At 71.5% G+C, this 20,129-nt stretch carries 18 protein-coding genes; 13 read left to right on the top strand and 5 right to left on the bottom strand.

The window, feature by feature from the left end; all coding sequences use genetic code 11:
- Positions 1–64: 64 nt before the first annotated feature.
- Both E2B92_RS23465 and E2B92_RS23460 read left to right on the top strand, forming a co-directional pair.
- Positions 65–916 (top strand): helix-turn-helix domain-containing protein, encoded by an 852-nt coding sequence (locus E2B92_RS23465; protein ID WP_126885712.1) that lies wholly within the window; start codon positions 65–67, stop codon positions 914–916.
- The gene (locus E2B92_RS23460) at positions 891–1,097 is read left to right on the top strand and encodes a DUF397 domain-containing protein (RefSeq protein WP_126885710.1); all 207 of its coding nucleotides are present in this window, start codon (positions 891–893) and stop codon (positions 1,095–1,097) included. The genes E2B92_RS23465 and E2B92_RS23460 overlap by 26 nt, the downstream gene beginning before the upstream one ends.
- A 76-nt stretch (positions 1,098–1,173) precedes the next feature.
- Here E2B92_RS23460 and acnA read toward each other — a convergent pair whose 3' ends face one another.
- Complete coding sequence (gene acnA, locus E2B92_RS23455) at positions 1,174–3,888, bottom strand: aconitate hydratase AcnA (protein WP_126885708.1); 2,715 nt, start codon at positions 3,886–3,888, stop codon at positions 1,174–1,176.
- Positions 3,889–4,099: 211 nt separating this feature from the next.
- Here acnA and E2B92_RS23450 point away from each other — a divergent pair, with 211 nt between their 5' ends.
- From E2B92_RS23450 to E2B92_RS23440, 3 genes are all read left to right on the top strand, one after another.
- Complete coding sequence (locus E2B92_RS23450; RefSeq protein ID WP_126885706.1) at positions 4,100–4,537, top strand: helix-turn-helix transcriptional regulator; 438 nt, start codon at positions 4,100–4,102, stop codon at positions 4,535–4,537.
- Positions 4,538–4,547: 10 nt separating this feature from the next.
- Positions 4,548–4,964, top strand: coding sequence for a VOC family protein (locus E2B92_RS23445; protein WP_126885705.1), 417 nt, complete (start codon positions 4,548–4,550; stop codon positions 4,962–4,964).
- Positions 4,965–5,123: 159 nt separating this feature from the next.
- Complete coding sequence (locus E2B92_RS23440; protein ID WP_126885703.1) at positions 5,124–7,520, top strand: ATP-binding cassette domain-containing protein; 2,397 nt, start codon at positions 5,124–5,126, stop codon at positions 7,518–7,520.
- Positions 7,521–7,539: 19 nt separating this feature from the next.
- On the opposite strand, the gene E2B92_RS23435 is transcribed toward E2B92_RS23440, so the two are convergent.
- Positions 7,540–7,971, bottom strand: a complete 432-nt coding sequence (locus E2B92_RS23435) for a protein-tyrosine phosphatase family protein (protein ID WP_126885701.1) — start codon at positions 7,969–7,971, stop codon at positions 7,540–7,542.
- Between the two features lie 129 nt (positions 7,972–8,100).
- On the opposite strand from E2B92_RS23435, the gene E2B92_RS23430 reads away from it, so the two are divergent.
- Both E2B92_RS23430 and E2B92_RS23425 read left to right on the top strand, forming a co-directional pair.
- Complete coding sequence (locus E2B92_RS23430) at positions 8,101–8,457, top strand: VOC family protein (protein ID WP_126885699.1); 357 nt, start codon at positions 8,101–8,103, stop codon at positions 8,455–8,457.
- 50 nt (positions 8,458–8,507) lie between these two features.
- On the top strand, positions 8,508–10,037 hold the full coding sequence (locus tag E2B92_RS23425) for a helix-turn-helix domain-containing protein (protein WP_126885697.1): 1,530 nt from the start codon (positions 8,508–8,510) through the stop codon (positions 10,035–10,037).
- Positions 10,038–10,174: 137 nt separating this feature from the next.
- On the opposite strand, the gene E2B92_RS23420 is transcribed toward E2B92_RS23425, so the two are convergent.
- A complete protein-coding gene (locus E2B92_RS23420; protein WP_126885696.1) occupies positions 10,175–10,813 on the bottom strand; it encodes a hypothetical protein in 639 nt (212 codons plus the stop codon).
- A 374-nt stretch (positions 10,814–11,187) separates the two neighbouring features.
- On the opposite strand from E2B92_RS23420, the gene E2B92_RS23415 reads away from it, so the two are divergent.
- The 6 genes from E2B92_RS23415 to E2B92_RS23390 all read left to right on the top strand — a co-directional run bounded on the left by E2B92_RS23415 (position 11,188) and on the right by E2B92_RS23390 (position 18,354).
- Positions 11,188–11,505, top strand: a complete 318-nt coding sequence (locus E2B92_RS23415; RefSeq protein ID WP_235023943.1) for an alpha-amylase — start codon at positions 11,188–11,190, stop codon at positions 11,503–11,505.
- A 670-nt stretch (positions 11,506–12,175) separates the two neighbouring features.
- Complete coding sequence (locus E2B92_RS23410; protein ID WP_200836969.1) at positions 12,176–14,023, top strand: DUF2334 domain-containing protein; 1,848 nt, start codon at positions 12,176–12,178, stop codon at positions 14,021–14,023.
- Positions 14,024–14,029: 6 nt separating this feature from the next.
- The gene (locus E2B92_RS23405) at positions 14,030–15,088 is read left to right on the top strand and encodes a glycoside hydrolase family 113 (protein WP_126885695.1); all 1,059 of its coding nucleotides are present in this window, start codon (positions 14,030–14,032) and stop codon (positions 15,086–15,088) included.
- A complete protein-coding gene (locus E2B92_RS23400) occupies positions 15,085–16,494 on the top strand; it encodes a glycosyltransferase (protein WP_126885694.1) in 1,410 nt (469 codons plus the stop codon). The genes E2B92_RS23405 and E2B92_RS23400 overlap by 4 nt, the downstream gene beginning before the upstream one ends.
- An 88-nt stretch (positions 16,495–16,582) precedes the next feature.
- A complete protein-coding gene (wecB, locus tag E2B92_RS23395; protein ID WP_235023942.1) occupies positions 16,583–17,710 on the top strand; it encodes a non-hydrolyzing UDP-N-acetylglucosamine 2-epimerase in 1,128 nt (375 codons plus the stop codon).
- A complete protein-coding gene (locus tag E2B92_RS23390) occupies positions 17,707–18,354 on the top strand; it encodes a family 16 glycoside hydrolase (protein ID WP_126885692.1) in 648 nt (215 codons plus the stop codon). Before wecB ends, E2B92_RS23390 begins: the two co-directional genes overlap by 4 nt.
- Here the strand turns inward: E2B92_RS23390 and E2B92_RS23385 are convergent.
- Both E2B92_RS23385 and E2B92_RS23380 read right to left on the bottom strand, forming a co-directional pair.
- On the bottom strand, positions 18,332–19,087 hold the full coding sequence (locus E2B92_RS23385) for a GntR family transcriptional regulator (protein ID WP_126885691.1): 756 nt from the start codon (positions 19,085–19,087) through the stop codon (positions 18,332–18,334). The genes E2B92_RS23390 and E2B92_RS23385 overlap by 23 nt on opposite strands.
- A 38-nt stretch (positions 19,088–19,125) precedes the next feature.
- Positions 19,126–20,127: a proline racemase family protein gene (locus E2B92_RS23380; RefSeq protein ID WP_126885690.1), complete on the bottom strand. Its 1,002-nt coding sequence runs from the start codon at positions 20,125–20,127 to the stop codon at positions 19,126–19,128.
- Positions 20,128–20,129: the final 2 nt, after the last annotated feature.

The raw sequence follows: 20,129 nt of genomic DNA, 5'->3' as shown, positions 1-20,129 counted from the left end.
GGTCCGGGGGCCCGTTCCACCGTTTCCGCCCACGGCACGTGACGGCGCCACTACGCTGGGCGACGTGCCTCAGCCCAAGAATCTGGACCCCTACACCGACCCGCGGGCGTTCTACGGAGCGGAGCTCCGCCGGCTGCGCGAGCGGGCGGGCCTGTCGCAGGAGCAGCTCGGCGAGAAGGTCTTCTGCTCCGGCTCGTACATCGGGCAGTTCGAGTCCGCGTCGCGGCGGCCGCAGCTCGACATGTCCCGGATACTCGACGACGTGCTGGGCAGCGGCGAGCACCTCCAGCGGCTGTGCCGGCTGGCCCGGACGTCGAAGGTCGCCGACTACTTCGCGGACGCGGCGGAGCTGGAGCGCCTCGCGCAGACCATCAGCGAGTACGCCCCGGTGCTGGTTCCGGGTCTGTTGCAGACGGAGGAGTACGCGCGCGCCATCACGCGCACCGCGAACCCGTTCGCGCCGCAGGAGGACGTGGAGGAGCTGGTCCGGGCGCGGATGGACCGTCAGCGGATCCTGGAGGACCCGGCGGTGCCGGTGCTGTGGGCGATCCTGCACGAGGCGGTACTGCTGGCGCCGATCGGCGGACCGCAGGCGATGGGTCGTCAACTGCTGCACATCGCCGAGCTGATGGAGCGGCCCAGGATGGTGGTCCAGGTGCTGCCGTTCTCCGCCATGAGTGAGGCGTTCATGGGCAGCATGGTCTCCGTCATGACGTTCACCGACTCCCCGACCGTGGTGTACACGGAGGGCGCGGGCAGCGGACGGCTGATCGAGAATCCGGCTCTGGTCGAGCACAACGCACGGGCTTACGATCTGGCAAGGGCTGCCGCCTTGTCACCGTCGGCGTCCCGCGACCTGCTCGCATCGGTGGCGGAGGACTACGCGAACCATGAGCACCACACACGATCTGAGTAACGCCCACTGGCGCAAGTCGTCCTACAGCGACGGCACCGGCGGGAGCTGTGTCGAGGTCGCCGATGGCTTCACCGGAGTGCTGCCCGTCCGCGACAGCAAGTCCCCGGAAGGCCCCACGCTGGTGTTCTCGTCGGCGGGCTGGGGCTCCTTCGTGGCCGCCGTCCGGCACGGCGCCCTCTGACCCGTACCGCTCGCGCACAAGGAAGGGCCGCACCCCCGTCGCCGGGAGTGCGGCCCTTGTGCCGTGCGGCCTGCCGTTAGTTGCGGATCAGGTTGCGCAGCACGTACTGCATGATGCCGCCGTTGCGGTAGTAGTCGGCCTCACCGGGGGTGTCGATGCGGACGACCGCGTCGAACTCGACGCCGGTGTCGGTGGTGACCTTCACCGTGCGGGGCGTGGTGCCCTCGTTGAGCTCGGTGACGCCGGAGATGGAGAAGGTCTCCTCGCCGGTCAGGCCGAGCGCCTGGGCGGACGCGCCCTCGGGGAACTGCAGCGGCAGGACGCCCATGCCGATGAGGTTGGAGCGGTGGATGCGCTCGTAGCTCTCGGCGATGACGGCCTTGACGCCGAGGAGCGCGGTGCCCTTGGCGGCCCAGTCGCGGGACGAGCCGGAGCCGTACTCCTTGCCCGCGAGCACGACGAGCGGGATGCCCTGCTCGATGTAGTTGCGGGAGGCGTCGTAGATGAAGGAGACGGGGCCGCCGTCCTGGGTGAAGTCGCGGGTGTAGCCGCCCTCGGTGCCCGGCGCGATCTGGTTGCGCAGGCGGATGTTGGCGAACGTACCGCGGATCATGACCTCGTGGTTGCCGCGGCGCGAGCCGTAGCTGTTGAAGTCGCGGCGCTCGACGCCGTGCTCCGTGAGGTACTGGCCGGCGGGGGTGTCGGCCTTGATGGCACCGGCCGGGGAGATGTGGTCGGTGGTGACCGAGTCGCCCAGCTTGGCCAGCACGCGGGCGCCGGTGATGTCGGAGACCGGGGTGGTCTCCATCGTCATGCCCTCGAAGTAGGGGGGCTTGCGCACGTAGGTGGACTCGGCGTCCCACTCGAAGGTGTTGCCGGTCGGGATGGGGAGCGCCTGCCACTGGGCGTCGCCCGCGAAGACGTCCTGGTAGGACTTGTTGAACATGTCCTCGCCGATGGCGTTGGCGACGACGTCGTTCACCTCGGCCTCGGAGGGCCAGATGTCCTTCAGGTACACCGGGTTGCCGTCCTGGTCGATGCCCAGGGCGTCCTTGGTGATGTCGACCTTCATGGAGCCGGCGAGGGCGTACGCGACGACCAGCGGCGGGGACGCCAGGTAGTTCATCTTGACGTCGGGGTTGATCCGGCCCTCGAAGTTCCGGTTGCCGGAGAGGACCGAGGTGACCGCGAGGTCGTGGTCGTTGACGGCCTTGGAGACCTCCTCCGGCAGCGGGCCGGAGTTGCCGATGCAGGTGGTGCAGCCGTAGCCGACGAGGTTGAAGCCGACCTTGTCGAGGTACGGGGTCAGGCCCGCCTTGTCGAAGTAGTCGGTGACGACCTTGGAGCCCGGGGCGAGGGTGGTCTTGACCCACGGCTTGCGGGTCAGGCCCTTCTCGACCGCCTTCTTGGCCACCAGCGCGGCGGCGACCATGACGTACGGGTTCGAGGTGTTGGTGCAGGAGGTGATCGCGGCGACGGTGACGGCGCCGTGGTCCAGCTCGTAGGTGGTGCCGTCGGGGGCGGTGACGGTGACCGGGTTGGACGGCACGCCGTTGGTGACGGCGGGGGCGTCGGAGGCCGGGAAGGACTCCTGGCCCGCCTCGTCGACCATGTCGACGTAGTTGCGCACGTCCTGCTTGAACTGCTCGGCGGCGTTGGCCAGCACGATGCGGTCCTGCGGGCGCTTGGGGCCGGCGATGGAGGGGACGACCGTGGAGAGGTCGAGCTCCAGCTTCTCGGAGAAGTCCGGCTCGGCGGCCGGGTCCAGCCAGAGGCCCTGCTCCTTGGCGTATGCCTCGACGAGCGCGACCTGCTGCTCGGAGCGGCCGGTGAGCTTGAGGTAGTTCAGGGTCTCGCCGTCGATCGGGAAGATCGCGGCGGTGGAGCCGAACTCGGGCGACATGTTGCCGATGGTGGCGCGGTTCGCGAGGGAGGTGGCGGCGACGCCCTCACCGTAGAACTCGACGAACTTGCCGACGACGCCGTGCTTGCGCAGCATCTCGGTGATGGTGAGCACCAGGTCGGTGGCGGTGGTGCCGGTGGGCAGCTCGCCGGTGAGCTTGAAGCCGACGACGCGCGGGATCAGCATGGAGACCGGCTGGCCCAGCATGGCGGCCTCGGCCTCGATGCCGCCGACGCCCCAGCCGAGCACACCGAGGCCGTTGACCATGGTGGTGTGGGAGTCGGTGCCGACGAGGGTGTCGGGGTACGCCTGGCCGCCCCGGACCATGACGGTGCGGGCCAGGTGCTCGATGTTCACCTGGTGGACGATGCCGGTGCCCGGGGGGACGACCTTGAACTCGTCGAACGCGGTCTGGCCCCAGCGCAGGAACTGGTACCGCTCCTTGTTGCGGCCGTACTCCAGCTCGACGTTCTGGCCGAAGGCGTCCGGCGTGCCGAACTTGTCGGCGATGACGGAGTGGTCGATGACCAGCTCGGCCGGGGCCAGCGGGTTGATCTTCGCCGGGTCGCCGCCGAGCTCCTTGACGGCCTCGCGCATGGTGGCGAGGTCGACGACACACGGCACACCGGTGAAGTCCTGCATGATCACGCGGGCCGGCGTGAACTGGATCTCCTGGCTGGGCTGGGCCTGCGAGTCCCAGTTGCCGAGGGCCCGGATGTGGTCGGCGGTGATGTTCGCGCCGTCCTCGGTGCGGAGCAGGTTTTCCAGGAGGACCTTGAGGCTGTAGGGGAGGCGCGCGGAGCCCTCGACCTTGTCCAGCCTGAAGATCTCGTACGACTCGTCGCCCACGCGCAGCGTGCTGCGGGCGTCGAAGCTGTTCGCCGACACGACAGTCTCCTTCATCAATGTGCGCGTTCTTACCGCATCCTGCCGCGTAGGCTCCTCGCCGATCCGCTAAGGTAAGACTTAGTTAGGTAACCCTTACCGGCTGGCGCGGCTGCGGTGCGTCTTTCGGCAGATATCTCGATGTCGAGATAACTCTAGTACATGACCGGCCGTGCGACGAGGCGTGCCCGCCGCGCCGTGCCATGCTGGGCCCATGACCCTGGAGGATCTGAGGCGGCTGCGCCGTGCCCGGGACCTGATGGACCGCGACTACGCGCAGCCTCTGGACGTTCCGGCGCTGGCGAAGGTGGCCCTCATGTCGCCCGGCCACTTCTCCCGCAGCTTCCGCGCGGCCTATGGGGAGACGCCCTACGGCTATCTGATGACCCGCCGCGTGGAGCGGGCCAAGGCGCTGCTGCGGCGCGGCGACATGAGCGTGACCGAGGTCTGCTTCGCCGTGGGCTGTACCTCGCTGGGGTCGTTCAGCTCGCGCTTCACCGAGCTCGTCGGGGAGAGCCCCAGCGCCTACCGGGCCCGCCGCCACGACGCCGGCGCGGCGATCCCGCCCTGCGTCGCCAAGGTCTTCACGCGCCCGGTGCGCGGCGGCGAACCGATCAGGAATGGAGAAGCGGAAACGGGCGCCGCCTCGTAGCGTCGTCGCCATGGACATCAAGCTCTCGCAGTGCTTCATCGCCGTCGACGACCATGACAAGGCGATCGCCTTCTACCGCGACGCCCTCGGGCTGGAGGTGCGCAACGACGTCGCCTTCGAGGGGATGCGCTGGGTGACCGTCGGCTCCCCCGCGCAGCCGGACGTGGAGATCGTCCTCGAACCGCCGCTCGCCGACCCCCACGCCCCCGAGGCCGACCGCCGGGCGATGGCCGAACTGCTCGCCAAGGGCATGCTGCGCGGTGTGATCTTCGCAACGGACGACGTCGACGCCACCTTCGAGCGCGTCCGCGAGGCCGGCGGCGAGGTGGTCCAGGAGCCGATCGACCAGCCCTACGGCGTCCGTGACTGCGCCTTCCGCGACCCGGCGGGCAACATGCTCCGCTTCAACCAGCCCCGCAAGCAGTAGGTCTTGGCGGACATACGGGGCCGGGCGCCGCTGAGGCTCCCGGCCCCGCGGAACGTACCCCTACGGAACGATCACACGATTACGCTCGACGCCGGGCGGATCGAGCCGGGCGACGACGGGCCCCACGGCGGGCTTCGCCCCACCACACAGGGAGATGGGATGACCATGGCCAGCACGAGGACGGACGCGCGGTCGAGCGAGCCGCACGTCGCCGACAGCCACGATCTGATCCGCGTGCACGGCGCACGGGAGAACAACCTCAAGGACATCAGCATCGACATCCCGAAGCGCCGGCTGACGGTGTTCACCGGGGTGTCCGGCTCGGGCAAGAGCTCGCTGGTCTTCGACACGATCGCCGCCGAGTCGCAGCGGCTGATCAACGAGACGTACAGCGCCTTCCTCCAGGGCTTCATGCCGAACCTGGCCCGCCCCGAGGTCGACGTGCTCGACGGGCTGACCACCGCGATCACCGTGGACCAGCAGCGCATGGGCGGCGACCCCCGCTCCACCGTCGGCACCGCCACCGACGCCAACGCCATGCTGCGCATCCTCTTCAGCAGGCTCGGCGAGCCGCACATCGGCCCGCCCAGCGCGTACTCCTTCAACACCGCCTCGGTGAAGGCGAGCGGCGCCATCACCGTGCAGCGCGGGAACAAGACCAAGGCCGAGAAGGCGACGTTCGAGCGCACCGGCGGGATGTGCACCCGCTGCGAGGGCCGCGGCACGGTCTCCGACATCGACCTCACGCAGCTCTACGACGACTCCAAGGCGATCGCCGAGGGCGCGTTCACCATCCCCGGCTGGAAGTCGGACAACGTGTGGACGGTGGGGATCTACGCCGAGTCGGGCTTCCTCGACCCGAACAAGCCGATCCGCGAGTTCACCAAGCGGGAGATGCACGACTTCCTCTACCGGGAGCCGACCAAGGTCAAGGTCAACGGCGTCAACCTCACCTACGAGGGGCTGATCCCCAAGATCCAGAAGTCGTTCCTGTCCAAGGACAAGGAGGCGATGCAGCCCCACATCCGGGCCTTCGTGGAGCGGGCGGTCACCTTCACCACCTGCCCCGAGTGCGACGGCACCCGGCTCAGCGAGGGCGCCCGGTCCTCGAAGATCGGCACGATCTCCATCGCCGACGCGTGCGCGATGGAGATCCGCGACCTGGCCGAGTGGGTGCGGGGCCTGAAGGAGCCCTCGGTGGCGCCGCTGCTCACCGCGCTCCAGCACACCCTCGACTCGTTCACGGAGATCGGCCTCGGATACCTCTCGCTCGACCGCCCCGCCGGCACCCTGTCCGGCGGCGAGGCGCAGCGCGTGAAGATGATCCGCCACCTCGGCTCGTCGCTCACGGACGTCACGTACGTCTTCGACGAGCCCACCGTCGGGCTCCACCCGCACGACATCCAGCGGATGAACGACCTGCTGCTGCGGCTGCGGGACAAGGGCAACACGGTGCTCGTCGTCGAGCACAAGCCCGAGACGATCGCCATCGCCGACCACGTCGTGGACCTCGGCCCCGGCGCCGGCACGGCGGGCGGCACCGTGTGCTTCGAGGGCACCCTCGAGGGGCTGCGCGCCAGCGGCACCGTCACCGGCCGGCACCTCGACGACCGGGCCAGGCTCCGGGAGGCGGTCCGCAAGCCCACCGGGACGCTGGAGATCCGCGGTGCGACGGCGAACAACCTCCAGGGCGTGGACGTCGACATTCCGCTCGGCGTCCTCTGCGTGGTCACCGGAGTCGCCGGCTCCGGCAAGAGCTCGCTCATCCACGGCTCCATCCCGGCCGGCGAGGGCGTGATCTCGGTCGACCAGGCCCCGATCCGCGGCTCGCGCCGCAGCAATCCGGCGACGTACACCGGGCTGCTCGACCCGATCCGCAAGGCGTTCGCCAAGGTCAACGGCGTGAAGCCGGCGCTGTTCAGCGCCAACTCCGAGGGGGCCTGCCCCACCTGCAACGGCGCCGGTGTCATCTATGTCGACCTCGGTGTGATGGCCGGCGTCGACACGCCCTGCGAGGACTGCGAGGGCAAGCGGTTCCAGGCGTCGGTGCTGGAGTACCACCTCGGTGGCCGCGACATCAGCGAGGTGCTCGCGATGTCGGTGACCGAGGCCGAGGAGTTCTTCCGCGAGGGCGAGGCGCGCACCCCGGCCGCCCACAAGATCCTGGAGCGGATGGCGGACGTCGGTCTCGGCTACCTCACGCTCGGCCAGCCGCTCACCACGCTGTCGGGCGGCGAGCGGCAGCGGCTGAAGCTGGCCACGCACATGGCGGACAAGGGCGGCGTCTACGTGCTCGACGAGCCCACCACGGGCCTGCACCTCGCGGACGTCGAGCAACTGCTCGCCCTGCTCGACCGGCTGGTCGACTCCGGCAAGTCGGTCATCGTCATCGAGCACCACCAGGCGGTCATGGCGCACGCGGACTGGATCATCGACCTCGGCCCCGGCGCCGGACACGACGGCGGCCGGATCGTCTTCGAGGGCACCCCCGCCGACCTGGTCGCCGCCCGCTCCACCCTCACCGGTGAGCACCTGGCGGCCTACGTGGGCGGCTGACAGGGGGCCGGCCCGGGGGTCAGCCGGTGAAGCGGCGGACGAAACGTCTCTGCCAGGGGGTCTCGACGGCGTGGCGGTCGTAGGCCCGGCGGACGTACTCCACCGCTTCGTCGGCCGGGACGCCGTCGAGCACGGCGATGCAGGCCAGGGCCGTACCCGTCCGGCCGCGACCGCCGCCGCAGGCGACCTCGACGCGCTCGGCGGCGGCGCGCTCCCACGCCTCGCGCAGCACGGCGCGGGCCTCCGCCGGGTCGCCCGGCAACCGGAAGTCGGGCCAGCGCAGCCACCGGGACTCCCACGGCACGTCGGCCGGCCGCTTGCCGAGCAGGTGGACGGCGTAATCGGGCGCCGCGCCGGCCGGGAGGGGACGGCGAAGGGCGCGACCCCTGACCAGACGCCCGGAGGGCAGCCGCAGCACTCCGGGGTCGTCCTCGTTCCAGGTCGCGGTCATGCGGCCACGGTAATCGACCGGGGTGGGCGCCGGGGGTGGTTCGCCAGAAGGGCCCACCGGACGGACACAGGGGACAAACTGACCGGTGTTCGGGTTGCGGGGGCGGGCGGGCGCGTCGAGCATCGGAGCATGTTCAGTGGCGCGCACGTCATCCTCTACACCAAGGACGCCGACGCCGACCGGGCGTTCCTCAGGGATGTCCTGGGGTTCCAGCACGTCGACGCGGGAGGCGGGTGGCTCGTCTTCAAGCTGCCGCCGGCCGAGGTCGCCGTACACCCGACGCCCGGTGAGCCCCGGCACGAGTTCTCCCTGATGTGCGACGACATCGAGGGCACCCTGCGCAGGCTGACCGAGCGCGGGGCCGAGGTGTCCCGGCCGGTCAGCGACCAGGGGTGGGGGCTGCTGGCGGCGGTGCGGCTGCCGAGCGGCGGTGAACTGCCGCTGTACGAGCCACGGCACCCGACGGCGCACGGCCTGTCACCCTGACGGCCGACCCCAGCGCGAGCGTCATCTCATATCTGAGATAACCTGCCCCCATGGCAGACGACTACCTCGTACGCATCGGCAAGCTCATCCGTGACGCCCGGCAGCACCGTGGCTGGACGCAGACGCAGCTCGCCGAGGCGCTGGCCACAAGTCAGAGCGCCGTCAACCGCATTGAGCGCGGGAACCAGAACATCAGCCTTGAGATGATCGCCCGGATCGGCGAGGCGCTCGACAGTGAAATCGTGTCACTCGGGTACGCGGGACCCATGCATCTGCGCGTAGTGGGCGGGCGCCGGCTCTCCGGCTCCATCGACGTCAAGACGAGCAAGAACGCGTGCGTCGCGCTGCTGTGCGCGTCGCTCCTCAACAAGGGCCGTACCACGCTGAGGCGGGTCGCCCGGATCGAGGAGGTCTACCGGCTGCTCGAGGTCCTCAACTCCATCGGTGTCCGCACCCGTTGGATCAACGACGGGACGGACCTGGAGATCGTCCCGCCCGCGCACCTCGACATGGCGGCCATCGACGCGGACGCGGCGCGCCGCACGCGGTCCATCATCATGTTCCTCGGCCCGCTGCTGCACCGGCTGCGGCAGTTCAAACTCCCGTACGCGGGCGGCTGCGACCTCGGTACGCGCACGATCGAGCCGCACATGATCGCCCTGCGCCGCTTCGGCCTGGACATCACGGCCACCGAGGGGCTGTACCACGCGGAGGTCGACCGCCAGGTCACCCCGGACCGCCCGATCGTGCTGACCGAGCGCGGCGACACGGTGACCGAGAACGCGCTGCTCGCCGCCGCCCGCCACGACGGCGTCACCGTCATCCGCAACGCCTCCTCCAACTACATGGTCCAGGACCTGTGCTTCTTCCTGGAGGCCCTGGGCGTACGGGTCGAGGGCATCGGCACGACGACGCTGACCGTGCACGGCATCCCCTCCATCGACGTGGACGTCGACTACTCCCCCTCCGAGGACCCGGTCGAGGCCATGAGCCTGCTGGCGGCGGCGGTCGTCACGGAGTCGGAGCTGACGATCCGTCGCGTGCCGATCGAGTTCCTGGAGATCGAGCTCGCGGTCCTGGAGGAGATGGGCCTCGACCACGACCGGTCGGCCGAGTACGCCGCCGACAACGGCCGCACCCGGCTGGTGGACCTGACCGTGCGGCCCTCCAAGCTGGAGGCGCCGATCGACAAGATCCACCCGATGCCGTTCCCCGGCCTGAACATCGACAACGTGCCGTTCTTCGCGGCCATCGCCGCGTCCGCCCAGGGCCAGACCCTCATCCACGACTGGGTCTACGACAACCGGGCCATCTACCTCACCGACCTCAACCGCCTGGGTGGCCGCCTCCAGCTCCTCGACCCGCACCGGGTCCTGGTGGAGGGCCCCACCCGCTGGCGCGCCGCCGAGATGATGTGCCCGCCCGCCCTGCGCCCCGCGGTGGTCGTCCTGCTCGCCATGATGGCCGCCGAGGGCACCTCCGTGCTGCGCAACGTCTACGTCATCAACCGGGGGTACGAGGACCTGGCGGAGCGCCTCAACTCGGTGGGCGCGCAGATCGAGATCTTCCGGGACATCTGACCGGCGGCGTCGGCATGCCGTACCTCCCCCTCCTGGCCCGCCCGGTGGGCGGGCCAGGAGGGAGGCGGCGTGTGCCGGACTGTCCGGGAGCCGCCGCAGGCCACGCCCGGGGGGGCGGAGCGGCCTCAGGGGCCCGTCTACCGGCGTGTCGCGTACAGGAGGAGAATCGCGATGGCCGCCAGCACGAAGGCGGCGGACAGGCAGATCACCACGAGCGACAGCACGTCGCCACCGCCGTACTTGTCGATCAGCAGGAACGACGACTGCACGGCGAACACCACGGGGATGAGCGTCAGAACGGCCAGCCCCAGCACCACCCGCACCGCGTGACCGAGGATCGCGTGCGGAGCGGACTCGGGGAACTGCCTGCCCACGTTCACCATTCCGGGGCTCGGCCGCAGCGGCATCTCGAGATCCTGCCCGTACAGCTCGGGGTGCAACTCCTTGTAGAACGCCTCGAACACCTCCTCCGCCTCGAGCCACCTGACCATCTGGGTGATGGCCTGGTAGAAGAGGAACGCGGCGAGCGCCGGAAGCACTTTCTGCAATGCCGCCGAGTTGGTGAACTGAATACCGATCACGGCGAACTTCAAGTCCTCCTCGTTACCGATCAGGAGCTCGAACAGCGCGGCGGTGAGAAGGTAGAAGATCGTCGTTCGACCGAGGTCCTTGGAGAGTTCCGCCCACGACTCGCGCAGGTCCTCGAGATACTCGAGCGCGTCCTCCCTCGACAGGGCCTTCAGCGCTTCCTCGGCTCTTTCCGTCGCACTCGCCATGGTGCCCCCTGTAGGCGCGAGGTGGTGGATGCCGTGGGACGGTCGGGGGCAACGGAGCCTACCAGCGCGGGCTTCGGCGCACGCGGGAGTCGGCGCACGCGGGCTTCGGCCCGGCGCCGGAAGGCCGCTGAGACCGCTGAGGCCGCCGCGGGGCCCACGAGGGAGTGGCCCGTCCCGTGACCGGGGGCGATTTCCGAGCATTCCCCGGCCCCGGGCGGTCCGACGGGCCGCATACGACCGGCGGCTCTGGCCGGGGAGGGCGCCGCCGGCGAAACAGCGAGGACACATACGCCGGTGGCCGGATCCGTTCGGTGCTCCGCCGACCCTTCCCTACGCTCATCCCGCAGCGTTCAAGAAATGAAGGGTTGATCACCATGTTCCCGATTTTTCGTTCAACTATCCGCGTCATAGCGGTGGGTGCGACCGCCATGGCCGCCTGCCTGCTCCCGACCGGCCAGGCCGGAGCGGTCACCGTGGGGGAAGCGGCGCCGTCGTGCGTTCAGTACTCGACGAGCTGGCGCTACACGTTCGTCACCAACACCTGCGGCACGACCCAGCACGTCACCGTCGAGTACCGCGACGGCACCGCGGTTCCCTGCCGGACCGCCGGCCCCGGAGACACGGTCACCTTCCCGGGCTACGGCACCGGCGACAACGGCGTCCAGGGCGTCGCCCTGTGCTCCGCCCCCTGACGTGCCCGGAGAGCGGCGCGGGCGCACTGCCTTCTCCGTCCATACATGTACGGCCGGACTCATGACCCCGCACCGCCCTTCCCCGCGGCGGGAGTACCGCACGGACGCCGACCGGCGGGGCCTGAGCTGCGGCGACGGGGCCGTGGGGCCCGGTCGGCGGGCCTCCGGGGACGTAAAGGAACGGAAAAGTTGGTGCATATGCCCCGCATACGCCTTGACTGGTTCGTAGGTCAGTCATGAGTGTGGACAGCAGAGCGCCACGGAGCCCGAGCCCCCGAAGCCGCTCAGGCCCCGCATCGGCCGGTTGATTGGGGTTCACCATGTCCCTGCGCACCAGTCGGGCACCAGCGCCCGCGCCGCATCCGCTGCGGCGCGCCACGGACTGGCCCCTCACCGGCCTCCGGCACCGGCGCCGCACCCACGGAAGCGGAACGAGCGGACCGGGCACCCACCCCGCACGGCGTGCCTCCGACCGCGTCCGGACGGCCGTCGCCGTACAGCACCGCTCCCCGCGCCGCACCGCCGCCTCACCCCGCCGCCGCCGGACCCGCACCTCCCCCGGCGCGTCCCGGGCGGGCCGCCGCAGCAGCGGCGAAGGCGGCCCACCAGGGCGTTCCGCAGCACCGGATGACATCTCCGCGCGGCTCCCCGTTCCCCCGGGGGCGCCGCGATGACCACGATCCTGATCACGCTGGCCGCGATCGCGCTGATCGCCTACCCGCTGCTGCTGCTCATCCTCATGGCCGCGTCCGGCGGGCACCGGGCGCGCCGCTGGTTCCGCGGCCTGCGGCGCGGCGGTCAGGGCCTGGTCGCGCTCGGTCTGGCGGCCGTGCTGGCGGCCGGCGTGTGGGCGGGGCCGAAGGTCGTCACGCGCCTGGTCGCGGACGACCCGATCGACTGCCACCCCACCGGGGCCGTGCGGGCGCAGCAGGCCGCGGCGCGGTCCACCGCCGCCGACCTGTCCGCCCCGTCCCGGCCTCCCGAGCGCCCGGAGCCGGGCGTGGTGTCCGGGGCCGCCGCACCGACGGCGGAGCCGGGCACGCGTCCGGCCCTGGTCCTGTACGACGGCGGCGGTCGCGGGCGTGACGCGGACTGGACGGCCCAACTGACGGCCCAGCAGGCGGCCAACCTGGCGTCGCACTTCGCACCGTGGACCGTCAAGCCCGTGGCGGAGTACGAGGCGGGCGAGGCACGCGAGCACTCCGCGGTGCTGTACTTCGGCTCCGATCCGGACTCCCCTCCCCCGGCGTCCTTCCTCGACGACGTGCTGGCCGGCACCGTGCCCGTGCTCTGGGCCGACAAGAACCTCGGCCGACTGGCCGACCGCGCCCCCTGGCTGTGGAAGAGCCGGTACGGCTTCCGCGCGACCGGCCCCGGCATCGAGGGGGTCGACCGGGTCGACTACCGCGGCACCGCCCTGACGCGCCAGAACCCGCCGGACGACCCGGGCATCCGTACCGTGCGCGTCGACGACCCCGGCAAGGCGAAAGTGCTCGCCGAGGCGCGGCACGCCGACGGCGGCCGGTCCCCCTGGGCGGTCCGGGCGGCGAACCTCTGGTACGTCAGCGAGAGCCCGTTCGACTACACCTCGCCGACCGACCGGTACCTGGCCTTCAACGACATGCTCTTCGACCTGCTGGCCCCGGCCACCGAGGAGCGCCACCGCGCCCTGGTCCGGCTGGAGGACATCGGGCCGAACGCGGACCCCGAGCAGCTCCGGGACATCGGCACCTGCCTCCACCAGGCCAAAGTGCCCTTCAGCTTCGGCGTCCTCCCGATCTACATCGACCCCTACGGCAAGGCCAACCAGGGCGAGCCGACGAGCTTCACCCTCAAGGACCGCCCCGAGGTGGTCGAGGCGCTGCGGTACCTGATGGACCACGGCGGCACCATGATCATGCACGGGGTGACCCACCAGCTCGGCACACTGAAGAACCCGTACCACGGGGTCAGCGGCGAGGACTTCGAGTTCTTCATGGCCCACCAGGACCACCGGGAGTTCGTCATCCCGGACGGGCTGGTGCCCGGCGCGTCGCGGGAGTGGGCGCTGGAGCGCATCGACCAGGGGCTGGGCGAGTTCCGGGCCGCCGGGCTGCCCCGCCCGCAGATCTGGGAGTTCCCGCACTACGCGGCCGGGCCCTTCGACTACGAGGCGGTCGCGGAGGACTTCGGCTACCGCTACGACGCCGCGATGGTCTACGCGAGTTCGGTCCACGGCGGCTTCCCCAACGCGCACGAGCGGGCCGACCAGTTCTTCCCGTACGGCGTCAGGGACGTCTACGGGACGGCCGTGATCCCGGAGAACCTCGGCAACGTCGAGACCGACGGGCACAACGGCCAGCCTCCGCGCACCGCCGGGGACATCGTCGACGCGGCCCGGACCAACCTGGTCGTGCGGGACGGCGTGGCGAGCTTCTTCTACCACCCGCCCCTGGGCGTCGACCGGCTCGACGAGATCCTGCGGGGCGTCCGCGACCTCGGCTACGACTTCGTCCGCCCGTCGGACGTCATGAAATGAGCAGCCATGCCTTTCCCGCGCCCCTTCCGCATCGGCCGAGACTTCTTCCGGAGCCTCTCCCCGCACCGCCCGCAGCCGCCGGTGACCGGCTCGCTGCCCGGCCAGCGCGGCTTCGCGCTGCCGACGTGGGAGAGCGACGGGTACGAGGACCCGCACGCGCCCGCCTACCTGCGGCAGATCGCGTCCGTGGGCGCCAACTGGGTCCAGCTCAACCCCACGTGGTACCAGTCCGACCAGGCCACCGACATCATCCGCACGACCGTGGAGACACCGGGGGACAGCGGCGTCGCCCGGATGATCTACCTGGCCCACCGGCAGGGGCTGAAGGTGCTGCTCAAGCCGCATGTCGACCTGGAGGACGACACCGACCGCGCGACCATCCGGCCCGCCTCCCCCGACGACTGGTTCCGCGCCTACGGCGACATCGTGGCCCACTATGCGCGCCTCGCCGCGTGGTGCGGTGCCGACGCCTTCGCCGTCGGCACCGAACTCGCCGGCACGGTCGGCGACCGGCGGCGCTGGCTCGGCGTCGTCGACCGCGCCCGTACGGCCTACGCCGGTCCGCTGCTCTACGCGGCGAACTACGACGAGTACGAGGACGTCCGGTTCTGGGACGCCGTCGACGTCATCGGGATCGACGCGTACTGGCCGCTGAGCGACACGCCCACCACCGACGTCCGGCGGCTGACCCAGGCCTGGGCGCCGGTGTGCGACCAACTGGCGCGGTTCGCCGCCAGGGCCGGCAAGGACGTGCTGTTCACCGAGGCCGGGTACACCAGCGTGCGCGGCGGTGTGACCGCCCCGTACTCGTGGACCGTCTCGCGGACCCCGGACGCCGCCGAGCAGGCCGCCGGTTACGAGGCGCTGCTGCGCGCATTCACCGGCCGTCCGTGGTGGGCCGGAGTCCACTGGTGGCTCTGGGAGCAGTTGCCCGCCGAGACCGGCCGGACCCGTTCACTGGACTACTGCGCCCACGGCAAGGACGCCGAGGACGTGGTGGCCCGCTGGTGGGCGTCCCCGGGACCCCGTGAGGGGACCGCCCGCAGGGAGGCACGACAGACATGACTCTGGCCGCATCGGCAGTCCTGCTCCTCTTCCTGCTCTACGTCCTGTTCATGTTCGCCCTGGGCCGCGGCGAGGGCCGCGACGAACGGCGCAGGCACCGCAGGCGCGGCCCGGGGCAGCCGGCCGCGCCCGTACGCCCGGACGGCGGCCGGGTGCTGTTCGTGTTCGTCGTGCCCTGCCTGGACGAGGAGCTGGTGATCGGCTCCAGCCTGGAACGCCTGCTGGCGCTGCCCGAGCGCAACTGGGTCGCCCTCGTCGTGGACGACGGCTCACAGGACGCCACGGGCGAGGTCGTGGAGCGTTTCGCCGACCCGCGGATCATGCTGCTGCGGCGCACGCCGCCCCAGGCCCGCCAGGGCAAGGGCGAGGCGCTGAACGCGGCGTACCGGCACGTCCGCACCGAGCTGACTGGGACGCCGGCCTTCGCCGGGTACGGCCGGGACGACATCGTGCTGGTGGTGCTCGACGCCGACGGGCGGATCAGGTCCGACGCGCTGTCCGTGGTGGGTCCGATGTTCCGGGACCGCCGGATCGGCGCCGTGCAGATCACCGTACGGATATACAACGCCGCCGCCGGACTGCTGGCCAGGCTCCAGGACCTCGAGTTCGTCACTTACGTGGAGATCTTCCAGCGTGCCCGCAGCAGGCTCGGGAGCGCCGGGCTCGGCGGCAACGGCCAGTTCACCCGGCTCTCCGCGCTTCAGACGCTGGGCGACGCGCCCTGGACCCGCTGCCTGACCGAGGACCTCGACCTGGGCGTGCGCCTGCTCTCCCACGGCTGGCGCACCCGGTTCACCCCGCGTACGCAGGTCTGGCAGCAGGGGCTGACCCGGCTGCGGCCCTTCCTGCGCCAGCGCGTCCGCTGGTTCCAGGGCCACCTCCAGTGCCTCGCGGAGATCCCCCGCATCCTCGGGTCACCGATGCGGGCGCGGATCGTGACGGACCTGCTGATCGTCCTGACCCTGCCGCTGCTGGTCCTGCTGACGACGTTCTCGGTGGTGGCCTTCTACGCGTCGCTCATCGGCGCGGCGACGGGCGGCGACACCGAGGCGTTCGAGACGGTGACGGCCAACTACGGCGCCATCCTGATCGTCTGGGCCCTCGTCTCGTTCGGCGTGGCGCCCATCTGCGCGTACGCCTACCACCGGACCGCACGCACGGGTGTGCTGCGCAGCGTGGGGTACGGGCTGCTGTTCACCTTCTACTGCTACCACTGGCTGCCCGTGGGGTGGCTGGCCCTCGGCCGCCAGTTGCTGCGGCGCGGCGCGTGGGCGAAGACCAAGCGCCTTCCGGAGCCGCCGCGGCCCGCGAGGAAGGGCCCCGTCGCGCCCCGGCCCGTCGACACCCCGCGCGCCCGGCGGGCCGACCCCCGGCCGTCCGAACGCCGGCACGAGGCGGTCCCCTGACGCGCCGACACCCCATCCATGCACCAGATGTCCCCAATGCGGTGATCGTATGCTCCCGGTACGCTCCACATCGGACGGCAGGCTCCGTGTGGCGGTCGTTCTCGGCACCCGGCCCGAGGCCATCAAGCTGGCCCCGGTCGTCCGGGCGCTGGAGGACTCGCCCCTGTTCGCACCGGTGCTGGTCAACACCGGCCAGCACCGGGAGATGCTCGAGCAGATGCTGCGACGGCTCGGGCTCACCGTGCGCCACGACCTCGCCGTGATGCGGCAGCGCCAGCAACTGTCCGCGCTCACCGCCCGCCTGGTCGGCGGGCTGGGCGAACTGATCCGCGAGGAACGGCCCGATCTGGTCATGGTGCAAGGCGACACGAGCAGCACACTGTGCGGGGCCCTCGCGGCCTTCTACGAGCACGTCCCGGTGGCCCACGTGGAGGCCGGGCTGCGCAGCGGCGTCATCGACGACCCGTTCCCCGAGGAGCTGAACCGGCGGCTGGTCACCCGGATGGCGCGCTGGCACTTCGCCCCCACGCCCCGGGCGGCGGCCGCGCTGACCGACGAGGGCGTGCCCGCCTCGGCGGTCATGGTGACGGGCAACACGGTCATCGACAACCTGCTGTGGGCCCGCGGCCGGGCGGACGGCCGGTCCGCCTTCCGCGGCGGACGCCGGGGCCTGCTGGTGACCCTGCACCGGCGGGAGAACCAGGGGGCCCCGATGCGGGCGCTCGCGGACACCCTGCTGCGGCTCGCCGGACGTCCCGACGTCGAGGTGCTGGTGCCCCTCCACAAGAGCCCCGCCGTACGGGACGTCCTCCTGCCCGCGCTCGGCGGGCACCCGCGGATCACTCTGACCGAGCCGCTCGACTACTTCGACTTCATCGCCACCATGGCCGCCTCCTTCCTCGTCCTCACCGACTCCGGCGGCGTGCAGGAAGAGGCGCCGAGCTTCGACAGGCCGGTGCTGGTGCTGCGCGACACGACCGAACGCCCCGAGGTGGTCCGGGCGGGCGCCGCCCAACTGGTCGGCACCGACCCCGCAACGGTGTACGCGGCGGCCACCGCCCTGCTGGACGACCCCGTGCTGTACGGGCGGATGGCGGCGGCGCGCAATCCGTTCGGCGACGGCCGCGCCTCGGAGCGGATCGCCGGCGCCCTGGCCCACGCCTTCGGCCGCGTCACCGCTCCGGTGCGGGCCCTCGACATCGTCACGGCCGGATGAGGCGCCCCTTCGGCGCCCTGGCGGGCGCCGCCGTGCTGCTGCCGGCGTTCCTGGTGCCCGCCTGCGGCACCGATCCGGAGGCGGTCCGGTGGCAGGAGGGCAGCGCGCACGGGCCCTGGCGCGTCGTCTACGACGGTGACGGCACCGTCACCGGCGACGGCGGCACCGTCACGCTGTCGCCGCGGGCCGCCCGGCAGGCCGGCGAGACGCATGCCGCGATGGTGGTGTCGCGGACGTCGTACACGGACTTCACGTACCGGCTGCGGATGCGCACCGTGCGGCAGTTGCGCACGCCCGGTCGGCCCAATCCGTGGGAGGCGGCGTGGGTCGTCTGGCGCCACACCGACGACACGCACTTCTACTACGTGGTGCTCAAGCCCAACGGCTGGGAGCTGGGCAAGGCCAGCCCCGACTGCCCGGGGAACCAGTGCTTCCTCGCCACCCGGCGCGGCGCGTACCCCATCCACTCCTGGCACGCGGTCGAGGTGCGCCAGACCGGTGCCACGATGACCGTCCGCGTCGACGGCGAGCCGATCGTGACCCACACCGACCCCGGCGACCCCTATCCCCGGGGCGCCGTCGGCATGTACACCGAGGACGCGACCGTGGAGTTCGCCGACCTCAGCGTACGGGGGGACGGCTGACGTCCCCGGACGCGGAGGCGGGGACGGGCGCGGCCCCCGGGGCGGGCGCGGCCCCCGCCTCGGGCGCCGAGTCGGAGTCGGCCCACAGCGTGCGCACGTGCCCGAGGTGCCGGGCCATGCAGGCCTCGGCAGCCGGGGCGTCGCCGGAGAGCATCAGGTCGAGCAGCTCGTGGTGCTCCTGGGCGGAGGCGGCGAGCATGCCGCGCTCGGCGAGGGCCGTCAGGCCGTAGAGGCGGGCGCGCTTGCGGAGGTCGCCGACCGTCTCGACCAGGCGGTCGTTGCCGGAGAGGGAGAGCAGGGAGAGGTGGAAGCGCCGGTCGGCGTCGAGGTAGCCGATGAGGTCGTGGGCGCGGGCGCTGGTGACGATCTCCTCGGCGAGCGGGCGGAGTTCCTCCAGCCGCCGGGGGTCGGCGGTGCGGGTGATGGCGCCGATGGTCGGCACCTCGATCAGGGCGCGCAGCTCGGTGTACTGGTCGAGGTCCCGCTCGCTGACCTGGGTGATCCGGAAGCCCTTGTTCCGTACGGGTTCGACCAGGCCCTCGCGCGCCAGGTCGAGCATCGCCTCGCGCACGGGCGTGGCGGAGATGCCGAAGTCGGCGGCGAGGGCGGGCGCGGAGTAGACCGCGCCGGGTTGCAGCTCGCCGGCGATCAGGGCGGCGCGCAGGGCGTGCGCCACCTGGTCGCGCAGGCGTTCCTGGCTGGTGATCAGGTGCTTCAGGTGCTGGCCGGCCATGGCGCTGCCTCCCGGGGGTCATCGAGGATCGTAAGGGATCAGAGGAGGAAGCCCGCGGGGAAGGGGTCGGTCGGGTCCAGGAAGTACTGGGCGGTCCCGGTGATCCAGGCCCGTCCGGTGATGGCGGGGACGACGGCGGGCAGGCCGCCGACCGTGGTGGCGCCGGTCAGCCGCCCCGTGAAGCGGGTGCCGATGAACGACTCGTTCACGAAGTCGCGCCCGAGGGGCAGTTCACCGCGCGCGTGGAGCTGGGCCATGCGGGCGGAGGTGCCGGTGCCGCACGGCGAGCGGTCGAACCAGCCCGGGTGGATGGCCATGGCGTGGCGGGAGTGGGTGGCGTCGGAGCCCGGGGCGGCGAGGTAGACGTGCTTGACGCCGTTGATGGACGGGTCCTCGGGGTGGACGGGGCGGTCGGTGGCGTTGATGGCGTCCATGACCGCGAGCCCGGCGGCGAGCAGGTCGTCCTTGCGGGCCCGGTCGAAGGGCAGCCCGAGGGCGCTCAGCTCGACGAACGCGTAGAAGTTGCCGCCGTACGCCAGGTCGTAGGTGACCGTGCCGTGGCCGGGCACCGCCACCTTGCGGTCGAGGCCGGCGCAGAAGGCCGGGACATTGGTGAGCGTGACGGACGTGGCGGCGCCGTCCTCGACGCGGACGTCGACGCTCACCAGCCCGGCGGGGGTGTCGAGCCGGATGGTGGTGACCGGCTCGGTGACGGGCACCATCCCGGTCTCGACGAGGACGGTGGCGACGCCGATGGTGCCGTGCCCGCACATGGGCAGCAGTCCTGAGACCTCGATGTAGAGCACTCCGTAGTCGGCGTCGGGCCGGGTCGGCGGCTGGAGGATCGCGCCGCTCATGGCGGCGTGGCCGCGCGGCTCGTACATCAGCAGGGTACGCACGTGGTCGAGGTGGTCGATGACGTACCGGCGCCGCTCGGCCATGGTGGCGCCGGGGAGGGTGCCGATCCCGCCGGTGATGACGCGGGTCGGCATGCCCTCGGTGTGGGAGTCGACGGCGTGGTAGACGTGCCGGGTGCGCATGG

Origin of the sequence: Streptomyces sp. WAC05374, from assembly GCF_004353505.1 — a bacterium.
GTDB lineage: Bacteria > Actinomycetota > Actinomycetes > Streptomycetales > Streptomycetaceae > Streptomyces.
The sequence above is the reverse complement of the archived record's forward strand: the minus strand, read 5'-3'. Positions and strand labels throughout refer to the sequence as shown.